The organism is Acinetobacter sp. 778_lipA (genome assembly GCF_058242985.1).
Genome location: NZ_JBZAYT010000001.1, coordinates 3,674,985 through 3,696,680 on the forward strand (window position 1 = coordinate 3,674,985; position 21,696 = coordinate 3,696,680).

Annotated in this window: 19 protein-coding genes; 5 read left to right on the plus strand and 14 right to left on the minus strand. The window is 37.7% G+C overall.

Features of this window, described 5'->3' with window-relative positions; translation table 11 throughout:
• Window positions 1-70: 70 nt before the first annotated feature.
• Complete coding sequence (locus AC4CUY_RS17380) at window positions 71-1,105, minus strand: AraC family transcriptional regulator (RefSeq protein ID WP_419328400.1); 1,035 nt, start codon at window positions 1,103-1,105, stop codon at window positions 71-73.
• Between the two features lie 154 nt (window positions 1,106-1,259).
• Here AC4CUY_RS17380 and AC4CUY_RS17385 point away from each other — a divergent pair, with 154 nt between their 5' ends.
• Together AC4CUY_RS17385 and AC4CUY_RS17390 are read left to right on the plus strand one after the other, a co-directional pair.
• Window positions 1,260-2,135 (plus strand): metal-dependent hydrolase, encoded by an 876-nt coding sequence (locus AC4CUY_RS17385; protein ID WP_490774504.1) that lies wholly within the window; start codon window positions 1,260-1,262, stop codon window positions 2,133-2,135.
• Between the two features lie 71 nt (window positions 2,136-2,206).
• Window positions 2,207-3,082, plus strand: a complete 876-nt coding sequence (locus AC4CUY_RS17390) for a metal-dependent hydrolase (protein ID WP_419328398.1) — start codon at window positions 2,207-2,209, stop codon at window positions 3,080-3,082.
• A gap of 28 nt (window positions 3,083-3,110) precedes the next feature.
• Here AC4CUY_RS17390 and AC4CUY_RS17395 read toward each other — a convergent pair whose 3' ends face one another.
• The 6 genes from AC4CUY_RS17395 to AC4CUY_RS17420 all read right to left on the minus strand — a co-directional run bounded on the left by AC4CUY_RS17395 (window position 3,111) and on the right by AC4CUY_RS17420 (window position 10,598).
• On the minus strand, window positions 3,111-4,106 hold the full coding sequence (locus tag AC4CUY_RS17395) for a DUF2804 domain-containing protein (RefSeq protein WP_336954363.1): 996 nt from the start codon (window positions 4,104-4,106) through the stop codon (window positions 3,111-3,113).
• Window positions 4,107-4,841: 735 nt separating this feature from the next.
• Entirely contained in the window at window positions 4,842-6,974 is a 2,133-nt protein-coding gene (locus AC4CUY_RS17400; RefSeq protein WP_490774505.1) for a 3-hydroxyacyl-CoA dehydrogenase NAD-binding domain-containing protein, read from the minus strand.
• Between the two features lie 11 nt (window positions 6,975-6,985).
• On the minus strand, window positions 6,986-8,191 hold the full coding sequence (locus AC4CUY_RS17405; protein ID WP_004724005.1) for an acetyl-CoA C-acetyltransferase: 1,206 nt from the start codon (window positions 8,189-8,191) through the stop codon (window positions 6,986-6,988).
• Window positions 8,192-8,344: 153 nt separating this feature from the next.
• Window positions 8,345-8,863, minus strand: coding sequence for a GNAT family N-acetyltransferase (locus tag AC4CUY_RS17410; RefSeq protein WP_336954361.1), 519 nt, complete (start codon window positions 8,861-8,863; stop codon window positions 8,345-8,347).
• A gap of 114 nt (window positions 8,864-8,977) precedes the next feature.
• Window positions 8,978-9,439, minus strand: a complete 462-nt coding sequence (locus tag AC4CUY_RS17415; RefSeq protein WP_336954360.1) for a GNAT family N-acetyltransferase — start codon at window positions 9,437-9,439, stop codon at window positions 8,978-8,980.
• Window positions 9,440-9,587: 148 nt separating this feature from the next.
• On the minus strand, window positions 9,588-10,598 hold the full coding sequence (locus AC4CUY_RS17420; protein WP_004724010.1) for an AraC family transcriptional regulator: 1,011 nt from the start codon (window positions 10,596-10,598) through the stop codon (window positions 9,588-9,590).
• A 211-nt stretch (window positions 10,599-10,809) separates the two neighbouring features.
• On the opposite strand from AC4CUY_RS17420, the gene AC4CUY_RS17425 reads away from it, so the two are divergent.
• From AC4CUY_RS17425 to AC4CUY_RS17435, 3 genes are all read left to right on the plus strand, one after another.
• Window positions 10,810-11,928 (plus strand): CaiB/BaiF CoA transferase family protein, encoded by a 1,119-nt coding sequence (locus AC4CUY_RS17425; protein WP_490774506.1) that lies wholly within the window; start codon window positions 10,810-10,812, stop codon window positions 11,926-11,928.
• Window positions 11,929-12,305: 377 nt separating this feature from the next.
• Window positions 12,306-13,559 (plus strand): carbohydrate porin, encoded by a 1,254-nt coding sequence (locus tag AC4CUY_RS17430; protein ID WP_490774507.1) that lies wholly within the window; start codon window positions 12,306-12,308, stop codon window positions 13,557-13,559.
• 153 nt (window positions 13,560-13,712) lie between these two features.
• Window positions 13,713-16,100 (plus strand): glucose/quinate/shikimate family membrane-bound PQQ-dependent dehydrogenase, encoded by a 2,388-nt coding sequence (locus AC4CUY_RS17435; RefSeq protein ID WP_490774508.1) that lies wholly within the window; start codon window positions 13,713-13,715, stop codon window positions 16,098-16,100.
• A gap of 143 nt (window positions 16,101-16,243) precedes the next feature.
• Here the strand turns inward: AC4CUY_RS17435 and AC4CUY_RS17440 are convergent, their stop codons facing one another.
• The 7 genes from AC4CUY_RS17440 to bioC form a co-directional block, all read right to left on the minus strand.
• A complete protein-coding gene (locus tag AC4CUY_RS17440; protein WP_336954356.1) occupies window positions 16,244-16,648 on the minus strand; it encodes an NUDIX hydrolase in 405 nt (134 codons plus the stop codon).
• A gap of 22 nt (window positions 16,649-16,670) precedes the next feature.
• Complete coding sequence (locus AC4CUY_RS17445) at window positions 16,671-17,840, minus strand: low temperature requirement protein A (protein ID WP_336954355.1); 1,170 nt, start codon at window positions 17,838-17,840, stop codon at window positions 16,671-16,673.
• Between the two features lie 177 nt (window positions 17,841-18,017).
• Window positions 18,018-18,482, minus strand: a complete 465-nt coding sequence (locus AC4CUY_RS17450) for a YybH family protein (protein WP_336954398.1) — start codon at window positions 18,480-18,482, stop codon at window positions 18,018-18,020.
• Between the two features lie 637 nt (window positions 18,483-19,119).
• On the minus strand, window positions 19,120-19,461 hold the full coding sequence (locus AC4CUY_RS17455; protein WP_336954354.1) for a YegP family protein: 342 nt from the start codon (window positions 19,459-19,461) through the stop codon (window positions 19,120-19,122).
• Between the two features lie 241 nt (window positions 19,462-19,702).
• Window positions 19,703-20,161 (minus strand): hypothetical protein, encoded by a 459-nt coding sequence (locus AC4CUY_RS17460; RefSeq protein WP_336954353.1) that lies wholly within the window; start codon window positions 20,159-20,161, stop codon window positions 19,703-19,705.
• Window positions 20,162-20,276: 115 nt separating this feature from the next.
• Window positions 20,277-20,921 (minus strand): dethiobiotin synthase, encoded by a 645-nt coding sequence (gene bioD, locus AC4CUY_RS17465; RefSeq protein WP_336954352.1) that lies wholly within the window; start codon window positions 20,919-20,921, stop codon window positions 20,277-20,279.
• A complete protein-coding gene (gene bioC / locus AC4CUY_RS17470; RefSeq protein WP_336954350.1) occupies window positions 20,918-21,694 on the minus strand; it encodes a malonyl-ACP O-methyltransferase BioC in 777 nt (258 codons plus the stop codon). The genes bioD and bioC overlap by 4 nt, the downstream gene beginning before the upstream one ends.
• Between the last annotated feature and the right edge of the window lie 2 nt (window positions 21,695-21,696).

A 21,696-nucleotide genomic window follows, 5' to 3' on the forward strand; every position in this document is an offset into this window, starting at 1 on the left:
AGCACTTTGATCGCAGTAACGCGATCTAAGGTGCTTGACTTTTGAAGCTAACTTTATTTGCACTGGTTTTTTATGTTGACTTCAACTTTTGTTTTTTCTCTAATAAGGTTTGCCCACTAAAAGCCTTATATGCTCTGGTTAAAGCAGACTGATCTGAATAACCTAAATGCATTGCAATTTCACTGAATGGCATTTGGCTTTCCAATAAAAATTCACAACGTTTCATTCGCTCAATTTCTACAATTTTCTTAAACGATGTCTGTAAGTCACTTAACTGTCGTTGTAAAGTCCGTGTAGATATATGAAGTTCTTGAGTGAGTTCTTCTATTTTTGGTGCTTGTTGTTTTAATTTTAAATATTCCGCCACAATCAAATGTAAGCGTTGAGCAATGGTTTCATAACGAGGTTTAGACGCAATGGCCTCCTCTGCCTGCTTGACCAACAACTGCATTAAGGATGGATCTGCCTGTTGGATTTTTAAATTTAAACCTGCTGAGGCTAAGACAAAACTGTATTGCGGTTGATGGAAAGAGACTTCACAGTCGTAGAACTTTTGATAATGATACATTGCCATTTGTGGTGCATGAGCAAAACGCACCGCATGTAATGGAAATTGATTTGGCGGTACAATTTTACGTGCGAGATGCATCATTAACGCATTGGTAAATTCATTTATAAGAATGTATTTTTCATGATGAAAGGGCCAAATTAAATGTACATATTCCCCCTTGAGCCGCATTTGCATTGGAATAACTTCATCACCATCAATCACCAAACGGCTAAAACGCATAATATTTTGTAACGCTTCTGCGACAGTTGTACTTCGCGATGCCATATAGCCCAAAACCCCAAAATGTTCAGGTCGAACATATTCTGCCATTTCAAAAACAATCTGAGGACAATCTAGCACTTGTTTGGTTTTTTCAATCAGTTGATGAAAGAAGAAATAGGAAGATTGTGTATCAATCGGCTGCGATAGAATTTCAATTAAATGTTTTTTTTCATCCGCTTGTAAGAAATCAAGGGTCGCAAGATCAATCCCTTGTTCAGACAAATACATCTGCCAGAGATGAAAATAACCATTAGGGATCTGTAATTCATGCATAGTCTTGCACTCTTTTATGATCATTAAAGTAAAAAACTGACATTCCAAATTTTCATTTTGTCGTAAAATGTATAAAAAATGGCAATATCTGTCAAAACAAACTTGCAAATTCCCGACATACTGAATTCATCAACAGCAATGCAAGTAAAATAAAATGAATGCATTAGTTAAATATCAGGTCGATCCTGTGGTTCGAACCAAGCTCAACTTTAAACTTGAAGAAGTACCGCGCTTCTGGTTTGGAGGAGATCCATTCCGCACGCGACTATTTGACGCACTAAGTCTTACCTTCCCAGATGGTGAGCGCTATTTCATTGAAAGTGTCCGTCTATTTCGTGATAAAATCACCGATCCAGATTTACAACAACGTGTTGCGGATTTTATTCGTCAAGAAGCACAACATGGCATTGCCCATGACAAAATGAATCAAGTCATGAAAGATCAAGGCATGCCTGTTGATCAATTTATCCAGTTTTTAAGTAAAATTTTTAAATTTGAACTGACTCAGCGCTCGCCTCAATACAATATTGCTATGACAGCAGCAGCAGAACACTTAACTGCTTTGATGGCAGAAACATTTTATCGCCATAAAGTAACGCTATCTGAAGCACATCCTTATGTACGAGCGTTACTGGCATGGCATTCTATTGAAGAAATGGAACATCGTGATGTTGCTTTTGATGTCATGAAACAGGTTGGAGAGGTGCCAGATAACTTACGTCGATTTGCTTTAGCCTTTACCACAATAATGATGTTCAACTTTACCCTATACCGTGCCAATATCATGCTTAAACATGATGGATTCAGCCGTATAGAACGTTTAAAAATGGCAACACAAGGATTACCTTGGTTCTTCGGTAAAAAAGGGATTTTATCTGCAATGAAAGGTGAATATTTGGACTGGTTTAAAAAAGATTTTCATCCTAGTCAACACCCTGTAATTCGACAATATCAAGTTTGGGGCGATACGATGGCTGAAACCAATGATCCTATTCAAGCAGGTGAAGCATTTTGGCAGGCTGGATTATAGCCGTCTTGATATAAACTGATCAGTTCTGTCTTGAATAAGGCTTTGAACTGAATAATGCGAGAAATAAAACAATGAATGCATATGTAAAACACCAAGTTGATCCTGTGGTTCGCAGCAATTTAGATTTTAGATTGAATGAAGTTCCACGCTTTTGGTTTGATAATGACCCTTTTCGTACCCGTATGTTTGATGCCCTGAGTTTGACCTTTCCTGTAGGGGAAAGATATTTCATTCAAAGTGTTCGGGCACTGCGTGACAAAATTACCGATCCAAATTTACAGCAACGTGTCACAGATTTTATTCGACAGGAAGCACAGCATGGTATTGCACATGACAAAATGAATGAAGAAATGCTGCACCAAGGCATGCCTGTTGACCAGTTTGTAAAATTTATGAGTGCGCATTTCGAACATATACTCAAACATCGTTCCAAACAGTACAACATTGCTATGACTGCCGCAGCAGAGCATCTCACAGCGTTAATGGCAGAAACTTTTTATAGTAAAAGGGAAACTTTAGCCGATGTTCATCCTTTTGTGCGGGCCCTATTTGCTTGGCATGCAATTGAAGAAATGGAACATCGAGATGTTGCTTTTGATGTCATGAAAGAGGTTGGAGAAGTCCCTGAAAACTTACGTAAATTTGCGCTTGCCTTTGTCACTTTACAAATGTTTGGATTTACCTTCTACCGTGCCAATGTCATGCTCAAATATGATGGATTTAGTCGTTTCCAACGCGCTAAATTTGCTATCAAAGGCATTCCATGGTTTTTTGGGAAACAAGGTAAATTATCTGCAATGCGTGAACAATATCTAGACTGGTTTAAGCCTAATTTTCATCCTAGCCAACATCCTGTGATACGACAATATCAGGTTTGGATAGATGTGTTGGCTGAAACCAATGATCCTATTCAAGCCGGTGAAGCTTTTTGGAAAGCAGCTTTATAAAATTAAAAACCTTAGAGTCGGAACAGCGTTACCATTTAGCATAATGCTGTTCCAACAAACCATAGACTTGATTTAATTGAATACACTCACCAATTTCAGATTCTACAGTTCCACTAATACGTGATTGCCATTGACTAAACTGGCTTCCTACCAAACGTAAATTTAGATTTTCAAACCTACGCCAGCCTGTTTCCACTGTCAGATTTAATTTATGATCTAAAGAACGAATTGACCACACGTTTACATCTAACTTTTCAAAAAGCACATCTGCAACTGGGTATAGAATACCATTGACCCAAAGACAATTTTCATTGCCAAAACTCTCATTCACCCCTGAAGCTAGATTTAACCCTATACGATTTCCTTGCGTATCCCAAAAGTTACACGATAGCCAAAACCACGCTGTTTCTGGTCTTAAAAACCCACAAGTATCATCTAGAGATGCCAATGTTTTTTCATTAAAATCTATACGCACTTTATTTTTATTGATAAAGAAACCTTCTACAGCCAATGTTGTTTTTTTTTGCGTATAGGTCCAACCATTAATGCCGTTGGGGCTACATAAGCTTAAAGGTTCTGTTCCTGCACAGAAAATGCGGGCTTTTAACTGCTCTTCTCCACTTCTTGTCGCTCGAATATAACGCACACCATTCGCATGTTGCATTTCAAATTCAAAAGGTGACTTATTAAAGTGGCTTTGGCTGTATAAAGGTTGTTCATCTAAAGCTGTGCCACGCCCTAAGATTGTATTGGCATTCCATTCAAAAACGTCATTATTAGAATGGTCATATATATAAATAAAACCATGCCCAGCCCAACCAATATCTGCAATTGCGATACCAATTGAATAATGTTCATGCTGGATACCACAAAATTTAAATTTTTTATATTTTAAATGTTTACGCCAACCAGTTAATACTTTGCCATACGGTGTTTTGTAGATGTATTGATTGACATTAATCTTACTTGGAATATCTTTAAAACGCCCATAACGGGGTTGACCATTGCTTTGTATTAAATCCATGTGAATTCCCAATCCTTTTATAAGGGAAATATTAGACTTTAGTCGGTTCTTTGATTATTGCTATTTTTTTGAATATAGCAACACTATCTCACACCCAATCAATCCATTTTTATCATGATTAAACCTATCGACCATTTGGTTGATATGTAAAATATTACTTTGTAGCCCGCCACAGTTTTGTCTGAGGCTTGATATCTGAAATTTACAAGTAGATTAATACCAAACACCTAAGGGAATAAAAACGATCAGGTATCACCCACCAACTCTTCACGCATCATGTAAACGACAAGAAAGGACTGATATTCTAGGCACTATAAATGCTATTGAAGAGATAAGATACAATAACGATAGTTTCTTAAAAATGATTGAATAGATAATCACTACAATGATAAGCACACCCAACTGTATCTACATCAAGAACTTTTATTCATTATGGCGAGCGAGTTCAGAAAAGTTGATGTAGTTACTTAGAGATTTTTAAACCAATCGATTGAATTATATTAATCTTTAGTTTTATTGTGTAATATTGATTTTCTCCGTTTATGTTATAAATGTTAATAGAGTTTTTGCACTCAAGCTGTAGTCAATCTTAACGGGTTCTGCCTATTTTTCTCACACATTTATTCAATTAAAAGTTAAATCTAGTCAAAAAAGAGGCGCTTGGCCTCTTTTTTTAAATCATTGTCTAACCTAGAATTGACTCTTCATCTACAACTTTTAAAGCAATATATAAAATCAGATAATCTTTCCATATGGAATTTGATCAATTAACTTTTGTGGTGCTTTAAAACGCTCACCATATTTTGCTTCAAGCGTGTTCGCTCGAACTAAAGCTTTCTCTAAACCATATTGATTCAAAAATTGAATCGCACCTCCTGTCCATGGTGCAAAACCAATACCAAAAATTGAACCAATATTGGCATCAATCACAGATTCCAATACATTCTCTTCATAGCAACGTAAAGTATCTAAAGCCTGAACAAATAAGAAACGGTCAATCATTTCTTGTTCTGAAATATCAACATCTTTCTTCCAGTGACTTAAACCATCCCACAGATGCTTTTTGCCACCTTCTGGATACTCGTAAAATCCTGCTCCTGCAGCCTTTCCTTTACGTTCAAATGTATGAATCATGGTTTCAATGACATCATCTGCGCCTGAAAGTGGTAAGTCTTTACCTTCTGCTTGAAGTGCTTTACGAGTTTCTTTAGCAACATGTTCAGAAAGTGTGAGTGCCACTTCATCTTGAATTGCCAATGGACCAACTGGCATTCCTGCTTTAAGTGCAGCCATCTCAATACGCGCAGGATGCACACCCTCATGCAGCAAGCGTAAACCTTCTTGCACAAATGTACCAAACACACGGCTGGTAAAAAATCCACGACTATCATTGACTACAATAGGTGTTTTACCAATTTGTTGCACATAATCATAGGCTTTTGCCAAAGTTTCAGCAGAGGTATTTTTACCTTTGATGATTTCGACCAGTTGCATTTTATCGACAGGGCTAAAGAAATGTAGACCAATAAAATGCGTATCGTCTTTAGAAGCTTTAGCTAAACCTGTGATCGGTAATGTTGATGTATTGGAAGCCATAACACCATCATCTGCAAGAAATTGTTCCGCTTCTTGCGTCACTTTGGCTTTTAATTCTTGGTTTTCAAAAACCGCTTCAATAATCAGATCGCAGCCTTTTAAATCCTCTGCGGATGCAGTTGCTGTAATTAAACTTAAAACTTGATCACGTTTTTCAGCGGTCATACGACCTTGTGAAACACGTTTATCTAATAGTTTTTGGCTATATGCTTTACCCTTTTCAGCATTTTCAGTAGATACATCTTTTAGAACGACTTGAATACCTTTGATTGCTGTCGAATACGCAATACCAGCCCCCATCATGCCAGCACCAAGAACACCGACTTTGGTCGCTTGCCACTTGGCAATATTTTTAGGTCGGCTTACACCTGCTTTGATTGCATTCAAGCCGTGCCAGAATGTTCCAATCATATTCTTTGCAACTTGCCCTGTTGCAAGGTAAGTAAAGTAGCGCCCCTCTATACGGAAAGCTGTATCTACATCAACTTGGGCCCCTTCAACGGCAGCAGCCATGATCGCTTCAGGCGCCGGATAACAGCCCTTGGTTTTATCACGTAGCATTGCAGGAGCAATTGCGAGAACTTGAGCAACTGCAGGGGTTTTTGGGTCTCCACCCGGAATTTTATAACCTTTTACATCATAAGGTTGTTGTGATTTTGGATTGGCTTTGATCCAAGCAATCGCTTTATTCATCATGTCTTGCTCATTATCTGCAAGCTCATTGACTAAGCCTAGAGACTTGGCTTTATCTACTCCAAATTGCTTACCTTCCATGAGGAATGGGAATGCATTTTGCAAACCAAGCAAACGCACCATACGCACGACACCACCGCCGCCAGGAAGTAAGCCCAGTGTTACTTCAGGTAGACCTAATTTGGTTTTAGGATCATTTAAAGCAATACGATAATGACAACTTAAAGCAATTTCCCATCCACCACCTAATGCTGTTCCGTTAATTGCCGCAACCACAGGAACACCTAAAGTATCAATTGTACGAAGATCACCTTTTAGCTTTGCAGTCATATCAAAGAATTCAGTAGCATGTTCTGGCGTGGCCTCGATCAGCTCATCTAGATCACCGCCCGCAAAAAAAGTTTTTTTCGCAGAGCGATAAATCACACCTGTTAGGTCTGTTTCAGATTTAAGTTTAGAAACAATATTTTCTAAAGCCACACGAAAATCAGCATTCATGGTATTTGCAGACTGGTTGGGAGAGTCCATCGTTAAAATAACAATACCATCCGCATTTTTTTCATATTGAATTGCACTCATTATTATTCTCCTTATACCAACTCAATAATGGTCGCAATACCCATGCCACCACCTACACATAATGTTGCTAGACCACGTTTTTTACCTTGACGTTCTAATTCATCGAGTAACGTACCGAGAATCATTGCACCTGTTGCACCCAACGGATGCCCCATTGCAATTGCCCCCCCATTCACATTGACTTTTTCAGCTGGGACTTTAAGTTCAGTCATAAAGCGCATCACTACAGATGCAAATGCTTCATTCACTTCAAAGAGATCAATATCATCTATGCTAAGACCTGCTTTTGCCAACGCCTTACGCGCAGCAGGTGCAGGGCCTGTTAGCATGATGGTTGGATCTGTTCCAACCAATGCCGTTGCCAACACTTTTGCACGTGGTTTTAAACCTTGCTCTTTGACTGCTTTTTCAGAAGCAATCAGCACCACTGCTGCACCATCTACGATACCCGATGAGTTTCCAGCATGATGTACATGGTTAATTTTTTGCGCTTCTGGATATTGTTGTAATGCAATCGCATCAAAGCCCATTCCACCCATCATTTCAAAACTTGGATTAAGTTTTGCCAAGCCTTCAGCAGTTGTAGTTGGTTTAATGAATTCATCTTTGTCAAGAATCGTAACACCAGCTTTATCTTTAACAGCAACCACTGACTGATCAAAGCGACCCGCAGCCTGTGCAGCAGCAGCTTTACGTTGGGAGTTGGCAGCAAACTCATCCACATCTGTACGACTATAACCATCTAGCGTGGCAATTAAGTCCGCTCCAATCCCTTGAGGAACAAAATGTGATTTTAAATTTGTTTCAGGGTCTAACGCCCAAGGTCCACCATCAGAACCCATTGGAATACGTGACATAGACTCTACGCCGCCAGCAACAACAATGTCTTCCCAGCCTGAACGTACTTTTTGTGCAGCCATATTGACGGCTTCAAGACCTGAAGCACAGAAACGGTTGATTTGCACACCGGCAACATCATTGTCCCAACCTGCTGCAATTGCAGCAGTTTTAGCAATATCACCGCCTTGATCGGCAATTGGTGTTACACAACCCAGTACGATATCGTCTACTTTTGAAGTATCAAGCTGATGACGATCTTTCAATTCATTGAGCAATGTGGTTAATAATGTAATTGGTTTCACTTCATACAGTGAACCATCTTTTTTTCCTTTTCCGCGTGGTGTGCGAATGGCATCAATGATGTAAGCCTCGCTCATAGCTGTTCCTTCTTATGACTTCTAGGTTGTTATCTGCTTTGAGTGTACGTTATAAAGTTGAGAGTTCAATGACGAGAACGAAATAGTCAGTTGATATTTTTTGTCAATTGGCTGGTTCGTTCTGAATGGGAAAACGAAAACAAATCGCGTATTTCAATTAAGTGCCAATCTCATTGCACATCTGCTGTTACGAGAAAAACCACATGCAACTTCATACTCAAGTTTATGCTCAAGATAGAGAGGCATCTCAAGCGCATTGATCTTTTCAAAGCCTAATTTTTCATAAAATGGCCGATTCCAAATCACATTATGAAAGGTAGTTAATGTCACAGCATCACAGCCCTCTCCCTGAGCTATAGTAATCGCATATTCAATCAATTGCCGACCAATCCCTTGTTTTTGAAATGCGGCACTCACATCTAGTTCAATGATATATAAATCAAGTGCTTGTCTTTCTGCATATAAAAAGCCTGTAGCTTGATTCTTTTGATTAATCGCGATAAATGCATAAGCAGAAGAAATCAATTGTAAGTGATCTTGTGCTGACAATACGGGGCTTTCGACAAGCCAAGATAACTCGGGAATACTTGAAAATGCTTGTGTAGCAGATTTTTCTATTTCGATCAGTTGCGCTATATCCGAAGGATTAATTTTTCTAATTAAACATGCCATCTATGTATCCAGTATAAAAACATTCAAATCTCACCTAATTACTTAGCTCAAATCTAAAATAAGCAGGTGCGATATTCTCTTTTTTCACAATCATCACTAATATTATTCAATGCGCTATTGAGTGGATAAATCTAAATGATAGAATTGATTAAAATCAGACTCCTGATATTCTGAAAAAGAAGCACCTTTAATAAAGCCAAATTTTTTATACAAGCAAATTGCAGGTTCAAAAGATAAGTGTGTTCCCGTTTCCAAACTCAATTTTTGGTATTTACGTTGTTGAGCAATCATTAAAAGATGTTTCAGCATTTCTGTTGCAGCACCTTTACGTAAATGTTTGGGATGTGTCCGCATGGACTTTAATTCGGCATGTGTAGATGAAAGCTCTTGAATTGCACCACAAGCTAAAAGTTCATTTTGCTCCCAAAGGGTAAAAAAGCTAATTTCTGGTTGTTGTAACGCAGTTAGATCTAATGCAAAACTATGCTCAATCGGTGAGTTTTTATGCATACCATGTAAGTGAATTCTGAGTAAATCTTGTACCTGCATATCATCAAACTCAGCCAGCCTAATCATTTTTTAATACCCTATTTGTTTAAAATTCTTTTGCTTTATCGCTTATATCTTACAAGATATTTTAGGTGAAATGATCAGGCATAAAAAAGCCCAAGTGATACTTGGGCTTAGGATCAACAAAAATACTTTTGAATTCATCTATGTTTGATTAATGATAACCATGCAATTGACGATAAAGCCCTGGGGTAACCCCTGTCCATTTTTTAAATGCGCGATGGAAGGTACTGGTTTCACTAAAGCCCACTTGTTGTGCTACATCCTCCAAGGTTAAATCCGGATTTAACAACAAATGAATCGCTGCATCACGACGCAAGGCATCTTTAACGCCTTGGTAACTCTTCCCTTCTGCAGCTAAGCGGCGGCGCAAGGTTTGTGGTGATAAATACAACATTGAAGCCACATCATTTAAGGTTGGCATTTCTTCACCAATTTGACTCTTTAAGACTTCACGAATACGCGAAGTTAAAGAATTGGTATTTTTAAACTTCACCAAAAGCTGAGCAGGCGCAGCTTTTAAAAACTCTTCTAAACTTGCTTCATCCTGACGAATCGGTAAATCCAAATAGTCAGCGGCAAAAGTAATTTCAGTACGTGGCATATCAAATTGCATCACAGGTGCAAAAAACAGCGCATCATACTCATCTGCATGATTTGGACGTGGGTAACCAAAATGTACCCGTTCTAAAGGAATACGACGTTCAATTAACCATGAAGCTAAACCATGCCAAATCATCAGCATACTTTCAGTAATAAAATGATCAGGATCCATGGTTTTTGGAATCAGTGGTACTAAACGCGCTTCATGTTTATCACGTTCAACTGCGACCGACCACTCATCCCCAAATAATTTATAAAATTGTGATGATAACTCTAAAGCATCACCCAAAGTTTTAGCGTGGATAATCAATTGGCACATAATGGCAAAAGACCCCAAACGACGAGGTTGGATATCAAAGCCAACATGTTCATCTTGGGTCACCATCCACAGCATTTTTACAAAACGTGTATATTGCTCTGGTGAAATACGTGCTTTAGGTTGGCGAAGTAACTCTGCTTCTATGCCAACATGTGAAAGTAAGGTGTCAACGTCCATTCCTAGACGCTTCACACCTGTTAAGGCGGCATTCACAAAATGGATACTGATCGTATCACGACTCATGGTAAATCCTTCACTCTCTTTGATGTTCACTAACAATTGACCTAAATGACGCTAAAAAATGTTTTATTGGCGATTTACAACAGTGCAGATCACCTTTTTACATCATAAATTGCCGAAATGATCAAGGTAAATGGCTGAACATGACATTGTTTTGTTAATTTTATATTTCTATTATGGGTCTAAAATCAAGACACTATTGGTAAAAACAATTATGACAACAGCTTTAAAGGGATTGAAAGTACTCGATTTTTCCACTTTATTACCCGGTCCATTTGCAACTTTATACCTTGCAGACTTAGGTGCAGAAGTGATCCACATTGAATCACCAACGCGTCCAGATCTGGTTCGCTTGTTCCCGCCTTATGCCAATGGACAAGCAACTTCACACAGTTATCTCAACAGAAATAAGCAATCCGTCACTTTAGATTTAAAAGACCCTATCAGTATTGAACAAGTCAAACAAAAGATTTCCGAGTTTGATATTGTTGTTGAACAGTTTCGTCCGGGGGTAATGCAACGTTTGGGCTTAGATTATCCAACCTTGGCTGAAATTAACCCGCGTTTAATTTACTGTTCAATTACGGGTTATGGTCAAACAGGCTCATATAAAGACAAAGCTGGACATGATATTAACTATATTGCACTGTCTGGTATCGCTGGACATTGTGGTCGTCAAGACAGTGGGCCACCGCCGATGGGGATTCAAATCGCAGATGTGGCAGGAGGCTCCTTACATGCTGTCATTGGCATTCTTGCTGCTGTAGTGGAACGTCAAAGTAGCGGTCTGGGTCAATATATTGATATTTCCATGACCGATTGTGTGGTGGGACTCAATAATATGGCAGCAGCAGCCAGTTTAGCTGGTGGTCAGCACCAACAACGTGAATCAGAACAGCTCAATGGAGGAACCTTTTATGATTACTATGAAACTGCCGATGCTCGTTATTTATCTATTGGTAGCTTAGAGCCACAATTTATGACAGGACTGGCAAGCGCCTTAGAATTGCCAATCCTTCTACAAAAAGGTGCTTCTTTCGATACTGAAGATCGTCAAATGGTCAAACAAGCGATTCGAGATAAAATTAAAAGTAAAAATCTGGCTGAATGGAATCAACTGTTTGAGCAACTGGACGTTTGCGTAGAACCCGTACTGAGATTAGATGAAGCACTACAGTCCCAAATTTCACAACAACGCAATTGGGTGGTTAATGTTCCATTGAAGCCCAATTCTGATCAAACTGAACCACAGTTAGCCTGTCCAATTAAGTTTTCAAGATCACAAATACAATATCACTATATTGGCCAGCAATTGGGTGAAGGGAAATGGTAATTACCCAGTTAATACAACACAATTCAAGTTAAATAAAATTACAATTCTGTCATTTTCTTTACAATTTGTATAATTTGTAAGCTCAGCATCCTGTGTAATCTTAATTCTAAATAAGTTACACAGGTGGCCTAATTTTCTCGAATCAATTTTAATCCATCGTTTTTAATTAATTTTTAAATAAAATTTAGTAGTTTAAAAACAATAGATTAAATTGACCGAAAATATTCAAAAAGCCAATATTCATTTATTAAAAAATTATCACCATGAGATAAAATACTCACATTAATTACAATTAAAAGTCAAAAATAATAGATTTTTATACAAATATGAGAGTATTATAAATAATTAGTTACAAAGTGTTATCAAGGTCACCAAATATGAATAAATCTAAAGGTCACTTTTATTGGGCTATCAGCTTATTATCTTTATGTAGTTCTTTTCAAAGTGCTCATGCAGCTGAAGCATTTAATGCAGAAAGCCCATGGATGTTTGGTGATTGGAACGGAAAAAGAACCGAGCTCCAACAAAAAGGTTATGACTTCAGCTTCGGCTATACTGGCGAATTAGCCACCTTATTAGATTCAAAAAACCATTCAAGCCATGGAACTGAGTATGCAGACCAGTTTGCAATTGGTAGTCATGTAGACTTGGAAAAAGTGCTTGGATGGAAAGACACTGAAGCCCAAATCACCATCACTGAACGTAATGGTCGTTCATTGTCGCAAACCTCTGATGCCCTTGCAGGACAACTCAGCTCAACCCAAGAAGTTTGGGGTCGTGGTCAAACTTGGCGCTTAACTGATTTTTGGATCAAGAAAAAATTCTTTGATCAAAAATTAGATATTAAAATGGGTCGTTTTGGCGAAGGTGAGGATTTTAACAGCTTTGACTGTGATTTTCAAAATCTCGCACTTTGTGGCTCTCAAGTGGGTAACTGGGTAGGCGATCAGTGGTATAACTGGCCTGTTAGCCAATGGGCTGCGCGGGTTAAATATAACATCCAATCTGACTTATATGCTCAAGTTGGCGCTTATGAATATAATCCTGAAAACTTAGAACGTGGCAAAGGATTTAACTTAAGTACAGATGGTTCACATGGTGCAATTATTCCTGCGGAAATCGTTTGGCAACCGAAACTCAGTGTTGCAAAATTGTCAGGTGAATACCGTTTGGGCTATTACTACAGTACTGTCGATACACAACGCATTAAAAATCCAAATGAAACAGATCATAAACAAGGTGGATGGCTGGTTGCCAAGCAACAACTTACAGCACATCACGGTGATGCACGTCGTGGCTTAACGGGTTTCATTAATTTAACCCTTCATGACTCAGACACAAACACTGTCGACAATATGCAAAATATTGGATTGGTCTATAAAGGTCCTTTCGATGCGCGTCCTCAAGATGATGTCGCAATTGGTTTTTCTCGTATCAGCATCAACAATGATGTGAACAACACTCAAATTCGTCAACAAGATGAAGAGTACAACACTGAAATTTACTACGGTGTACATGCAACAAATTGGCTGACGATCCGTCCAAATGTGCAATATATTCGTCATGTAGGTGCATATAAAGATGGTGAAAATGCATGGGTTGGCGGTATCAAATTCCAAACTGCATTCTAGTGTTATAGATCATAAATATTTCGATGCCATTTTAACTCTTTCTCTCCCCTCGCATCGAAATATTTAAAATCTAAAAATTTAAACAATGTGCTTCATCACTCCTTAATGGGAAGGTAAAGCGTAGAAAATTAATCAAATAGATAGGTGGTCAATATGCAAACTCCATCTTCAGGACTCAGAACCCTAACAGTTGTGATTGCAATTGTTTTCGGTGTAGTTCTATTAGGCGGCGGAGTATGGCTGGCAGCACTGGGTGGGTCTTGGTACTACATCATTGCCGGTATACTTTTCATTGCAACAGCAATCTTATTACGCAAATTAAATAGTTCTGCTTTATACGTCTATTCAGCATTAGTACTCGGCACAGTTGTCTGGGGATTATGGGAAGTCGGTTCAGACTTCTTCGCGCTTGCACCGCGTTTAGATATTTTAGGTGTGTTTGGCTTATGGCTACTCATTCCAGCAGTGACACGTGGTTTCGATGCCAAAGGTGCTAAAATTGCACTCTCAGGTACATTGGCGATCACCATAGCGGTTATGGCTTATTCTATCTTTAATGATCCACAAGAAATTCGTGGGACATTAACCAGTAAACAGCCAACACCAGCAGCGATTGATGGTATTGCAGATGCAGACTGGCCAGCTTATGGTCGGACTCAATCAGGTTTACGCTATTCGCCTCTGAACCAAATCAACTCAGAGAATGTTAAAGATCTTAAAGTTGCTTGGACCTATCGTACAGGCGAAGTCAAGACGGAAAATGACTCAGGCGAGACGACCAATCAAGTCACACCGATTAAAATCGGTAACAACATGTACCTGTGTACAACACACCAAAAATTGGTTTCTCTTGATCCTTCTACAGGTAAAGAGAAATGGGTATTTGATCCTAAACTCAAAGCCGATAATACTTTCCAACATTTAACTTGTCGTGGTGTTTCTTATTACGATTCAGATAATACCGTTGGGTTCGCTGCAAGTTTACAAGCTAAAAAATCGGCTTCTACAGAATGTCCTCGTAAAGTTATTTTACCAGTCAATGATGGTCGTATTGTTGCTGTAAACGCTGAAACAGGTAAAGCATGTTCTGACTTTGGTCATAACGGTGAAGTTGATTTACAGAAAGACATGCCATTCCCTTATCCAGGTGGTTATATTCCAACATCACCTCCAGTTGTAACAGGCACTACCATTATTATTGGTGGTTCAACAACTGATAACTATTCTACTCAAGAGCCTTCTGGTGTTATCCGTGGTTATGATGTAAATACAGGTGCATTGCTTTGGGTATTTGATACTGGTGCTGAAAATCCGAATCAGATTCCGGGTCCTGGTCAGAAATATGTCCAAAACTCACCGAATGCATGGGCTCCGCTGGCATATGATGCAAAACTCGATATCGTTTATGTACCAACAGGTGTAGGTACACCAGATATTTGGGGTGGTAACCGTACAAAACTGCATGAACGTTATGCAAACTCAATGCTAGCAATCAATGCTACAACAGGTAAATTGATCTGGAACTTCCAAACAACTCACCATGATTTATGGGATATGGATGTACCATCACAACCAACCTTAGCGGATATCAAAGATAAAACTGGGCAAACTGTTCCAGCAATCTATGTATTGACTAAAACAGGAAATGCCTTTGTTTTGGACCGCCGTAATGGTAAAGCAATTGTACCGATTAACGAACGTCCAGTACCACAAAGTGTAAAACGTGGTCCGCAAACTAAAGGTGAGTTTTATTCTCCAACACAACCGTTCTCAGACTTTAACTTAGCTCCTCAAGAAAAATTAACGGATAAACAAATGTGGGGTGCAACCATGTTTGACCAGTTAATTTGTCGTGTGTCATTCCACAAGTTAAATTATGACGGTATTTATACCCCACCTTCAGAAAACGGAACTTTAGTTTTCCCTGGTAACTTGGGTGTATTTGAATGGGGTGGCTTATCACTTAACCCTGATCGTCAAATCGCAGTCATGAATCCAATTGGCCTACCTTTTGTCAGTCGATTGATTCCTGCTGATCCTAACCGTAAACAAACAGCTAAAGGTGCAGGCACAGAAGCGGGTGTTCAACCCATGTACGGTGTTCCTTACGGTGTTGAAATCAGTGCATTCCTTTCACCATTTGGCTTACCATGCAAACAACCTGCATGGGGTTATGTTGCTGGTGTAGATTTGAAAACGCATGATGTTGCTTGGAAACGTCGTATTGGTACAATTCGTGACAGTATGCCAGGTATTCCATTGCCACCATTTAAAATGGGTGTGCCAATGTTAGGTGGTTCGATCTCAACTGCGGGTAATGTGATGTTCATTGGTGCGACTCAAGATGATTACATCCGAGCGATCAATGTCAGCAATGGTGATGAGCTGTGGAAAGGTCGTCTACCTGCGGGTGGGCAAGCAACACCGATGACCTATGAAAGCAATGGTAAACAATACGTTGTGATCATGGCGGGTGGTCATGGTTCATTTGGTACCAAAATGGGTGACTCTATCGTTGCTTATGCATTACCAGATAAATAATCTTAAATTGAGGTAAATAAAAAACAGGTCTTGATGGCCTGTTTTTTATTGCTTTATTTAAACCCATACCATTGTCTGAAAGTGAATCTGCTTTTTGAATGAGACGGATATTCTATCCCCTGTTTGATAGCGATATCCAATCCTTAAAATGCCCTGCTCTTTACCTGACCATCAAAATGAAAACAATCTTCAATACGAATTTTTTGCACAGGTGAAAGTTGGTCAAAATCAAACCATCGATACTCTGAATGCTCATCACTTAAATTGATTGGCTGATCGCTCTGCAATGTACACTTAAACATAAATGCGTGGGAATTTACTGCAGAATGATAATAAACCCCTGATAAATATTCGATCGAAACTTCACAACCTAATTCTTCTTGGCATTCACGAATTAGCGCTTCATGCACTGTTTCACCTTGATCCAATCCACCACCAGGTAAACCCCATGCACAATCAGCATAAGTCGCTTTCAACAATAAGACTTGTCGATTTTCATTAAAAATCACAGCGTGCGAACTCAAACGATAAAAATCATGAAATCCCATTGCTCAGAATCCAATTAATTTATTATCTTGCCAAATAACATTTTGAAAAAATCAAACGTAGCGCATAAACAATTGCCATAGCAAAAACAGCATAACCCACTTGGGTAAATATCATCGGAATACAGAGTACGATGGCTGCTGTAATTGGATAAAACCATTTCTTAATCCCTGAAAGATGGTGAATTTCCTGCAATAACCAAAGGCTCGCAGTATAGACAATCAAAGAGATTGCAACAAAATAGCTAACAATGTCAGCCGAGATTTCGGCTTTATGCGTCACAACATCCACGGCAGCAGCTAAACCTGCGCCAAGAGCTGCAATACTCACGAAAATAAAAAAATGACCATAGCCCCATGAAAATGCACGCTTACGGCTATTGAGTCGTTCAGCAACATCATGATCAAAATAAGCCCACCACATAGTAAACATAATGAGTAGCCCACCAATCATCAAAAAGATTAACTCTTGGCTTAATAACTGATTGTTTAATGCATCAGAAATTGCAGCAAAACTACCAATGATCGATTCACCAAGGACAATAATCGTAAGTAAGGCATAACGCTCGGAAATATGATGTGGATGCCAAGGCGTCATATTATGTGCTTCAGCAAAGATTGGCACAGTCAGTTCAGCGACCACCAAAAGTAGAAACAAATAAAGGGTGAAATTGATCGGCGTAAAATGAAAAAGTAACCAGCCAATCTGTACGATGATAATACCAGTTGCATATCTCAATGCTGTTTGTTTACGCTCAGGATCATTTTTAGCAACACGAAACCATTGTGTAACGAGGCCCAAACGCATGATGACATAACCAATAATGATCACATCAAAATCTTGTTGTTGAAATGCGCTAGGTATCCCTGCTGCAATCACAAGTGAACCAATAATCTGCACAAAGGTCATGATTCGATAAAATACATCATCATTGTCATAGGCAGATGCAAACCAGCTAAAGTTCATCCATGCCCACCACAATGCAAAAAACACCATAAAATAAAGTGTTAAGCCATGGGATAAATGATTTTCGATAATGCTATGGTGTAATTGTTGCCCTGCTGTGGCAATGGCTACGACAAAAATTAAGTCAAATAATAATTCTAATGAGGTTGCTGCGCGATGTGGTTCGTGCGGATTTCGTGGAGCAAGTGGCTTTAACCACCCATATTTTACAAATAATGAATTTGGCATTATTTTCACATTATTGGGATTATTATCATGATTTTTTCAAAACTCTAGCTTTCATTCAAGTAAAAAACTGAGTTCTTTTGACAATTTTGTTAATGATCCAAAATGTATCGGAAAAATTTAAAAATTTATCAATAAAAAGCCCAATCAAAGGGCTTAATAACGAATAAATCTAATGGGCTAAACCACTAATTTCAATTTAGAAATATCCTTGATCACGATGGCTTTACCAGTGCTCATATCAATTGGCATAGAAATATGTTGATGAACCACTAACCATTGGCCTCCTTTCTTTTTAAGGCATAATGTCGTTCGGCACCATGGCATCTGTATCTTTTCTTTAAGCACAGCATTCTCCACTTTTGAATGGCAATGCAATACAGCTAAATCGTTTGATACATAAATTTTCATATTTCGACGTACAATCTGCACATTTTCACTAAAATATGGACTGAACTTCTCCCATTCTTTTTTGTATGCATCAACACCGTCTAATTGTATACTCACATCAAACATATTGACATCATCGGCACATTGATCTAAGAGATGATCAATTTTATTACCAAGAACAGCAGCATCCCATAATTCAATTTGAGATATTATCTCGTCAGCAATTTTCACATTACCATCGATTGCTATTTTCATCATAAAACCTCATTATTCTTGTTTGTGATGAATTTAACACTTAATAAGTATTATGTGAAGTTTTTTGTTTATTTTTTCCAGCATAATCAATTTAAATCAAATATCACAGTTACTTAATTCGATTTAATCAGTTTATAAAACAACAATATTATGCTTAGAGATAAACAAAACCTTTCACAAAAATAAATCACTCAATAATACAAATAGATATATTAAGTTAGTCTTTCATCATCAAAAACTTACCTCTTAATTTGATTAATAATACTTTAAAAACTCATTAATTAAAGTTAATAATAATTTTAATTAATGTTGAATCTTTTATTAAATAATCATTCTCCTTTTATTTAATATTGAAGTTAGCCTAACATATTTAAACTTTTAAAAAGCTTTAAAAAAATCATAAAAGATCATGAAAAAAAATCATATTAACTGTTGAGTATAAGGAGAAATTCAAAGCCAAAAATATAGATAAACTCTCTAAACCGATACCGACCTAAAGCGAATATATTGTGATTAGGGTAATTATTCTATACAACTTAATAATACATTTTTTTATCGTTTGTTTTTGGTTCAAAAAAAAGCACATCATTGCAATGACATGCTTTTAGTGATTGATGTGGGTAATTTATTGCTGATCCTATGCCTGTTCTGTTAAATCTTTTACTTTCTCTGATAGACCATTTTTCTTAACTGACTCAATACCATTATCTCGAGCAGCATCGCCTGAATAGAATTGACTTGTTCCGATAATTTGATGATTTGCTGCTTTTAAGTTGAAATAAGGTTTACCATTTTTCGCTTCTAAACGATCATAACGCGCATCATCAGGGCTATTTTTTTGCACGGATGCAATCCCATTTTGTGCAGAAGCTTTAGCTTTATAAAGCTCGCTGGTGAGAATAATTTCCCCATTTCCGGCTTTTAATACAAAGCGATATTGACCATCTTTAGCTTGACTAATTTCATACCATCCTGACATGCTTCACCTCTTCATTATTTTCGGTTTATTTTATTTCACAGCGCTGATTGAACATAAAGTACGCTACTGATATGAAATATAAATGACTTTGCATGTTTAAAAAAGATTAATTTGTTATAACTTTATTCTTTATGTAATCCTGCATTGCCACAAAACCCAAATTACGAAAATTCATTTTATTATCAAAATCATATAAAATTTTAAAGCCATCAAAAAATGACTTTAAATTTTGATTCCAAGTTTAATGATCAAAAAAACCAGTATTGGTATAACTTGGATAGACTGTTTTCATTAAACGCTCTATTTCAACATCATTGCCACGTAAAAAATTTTCTAAACAATCTCGAAATACAGCAAAAGGAACATCATCATTATCAAAACTTGGCATCGCTTCAGATTTAAATAGCCCAAACAAATGCGATTTTTGTTGCTTTTGGTAGAGCTCAGCATGTGTATTAAAGTTAAATTCATTGCGACTATAAACCACAAATAATCCACCAAACTTACGTCCAGTTTGAATATGCTCAATCTGAAAAAATGGAAAATCACCATTGTGCTCTTCCATGTATCCCCATACAGCTTGCTGCATCCAATCAATCTGATCAAAACTACTCAAGATTTGTGTCGCCGCATTACTTTCAAAATCAAGGTAAGTTATTTCAAGTTCTTTAAATAACTCAATTTGAATTTTAAAACTCATCAGGATTACCTTTTATACACATCGCTTTTTTAAAGCATTCAAATTTTTAAGCAATAAAAACACAGAGAATCAAAATAGTGAATCTTGTGTCTCAGCACTCAATTAAGAAATCAAATTAAGAGATTACTGGAATATCAATCCATGCACTGTTCGGAAAATGTTTCATTAAATGATGCTTTAAAAATTCTGCAGTATCTTTTGAAATGACAGCATCCTGAGATTCATCATTTAAATTATAAGCAAGTGCATAAAGTTCTAACCCACGATTTTTTAAAGCTTCTAAACTCAAAATAGTATGGTTAATGCTACCCAATCGCCCTGAACTGACTAAAATCACAGGAAACTTTTTCTCTGCCACATAATCAATTGAAAGCAAAGTAGTTGTTAGGGGTACCATCAATCCACCCGCACCCTCTAACAAGACAACATCATACTTTTCTGTAAGTTGTTGAGTTGCATCTGCAATTTTTTGAAAATCAACCTCACGTCCGTCAATTTTGCTGGCTAAATGAGGAGATGCGGGATAGCTAAAGATTTCAGGCATAGTCAGCTTGGTTTCATCCTCTGGAAACCACCCCATTCCCATAATCTCACGATGTTGTTCGATATCTTCTGAAATATCGGTATTACCAGTTTGGATTAATTTCTGAGTAATGGTTTTCTGACCCTGCTCATTCCATAATTTGGCTAAATACCCCGTGGTATAGGTTTTGCCAATTCCGGTATCTATTCCACTGATAAAGTAAACCGATCCAGTCATGACATTCTCCGCAAAATACAATAAATAGGATGATAAGTCAGTGAGTAGCGTATATTGCCTGACTGATCAGCCTGTGAAAACTGTTGATAGTGATGATAAAAATCGGAGAGACTCTGCTTTGTCCATCTAAAGCCAGATGCTGTCGCAGTCACTCCTGTGGCTTTTAAATGCTGCAAAATATATTTGGGATGTGGAAAATTGAGATGCTCAATTTGCTCGGAAATATGTAGAATTTCAAAACCATTTCGCTTTAATTGTTGTTGCAGATCGTCAAGAGATAAGTAATTCAGACCTTGCCCCGTTAAGCTTTTAATTTCCAGTAAATTATGCTGTCCAAAAGTTGAAAAACAAAAATACGCATTAGGATTTAAATGATGAAAGGCTTGTTGAAAAATACCATTTAAATCACTCATCCATTGTAAAACCGAACTTGAGCTAATTAAGTCTAAATGTTTTGGAAATTCAAGCTGCTCTATATCGCCAATCCGATATTTAATCGGTTTATCCGCAGGAAAATGCTGCTGAACTTCCGGATATAGATCATTTAAAATCAAATGTTTAATTTGAAAATTTTGCAGTAAAAGCTCAGTTAAATTTCCTGAACCACAACCGATTTCAAACACATTTTCATATTGTGCTGGGCAATATTCACTTATTAAATTAAACAGTTGTTGTGCAATACTCTTTTGCACAACTGCATGCTCGGTATAGCTCTGCCCTGCCTGTGCAAAACGCAAGGCAACCTGTGATTTATCAATTTCTGGGGGGGTCACAT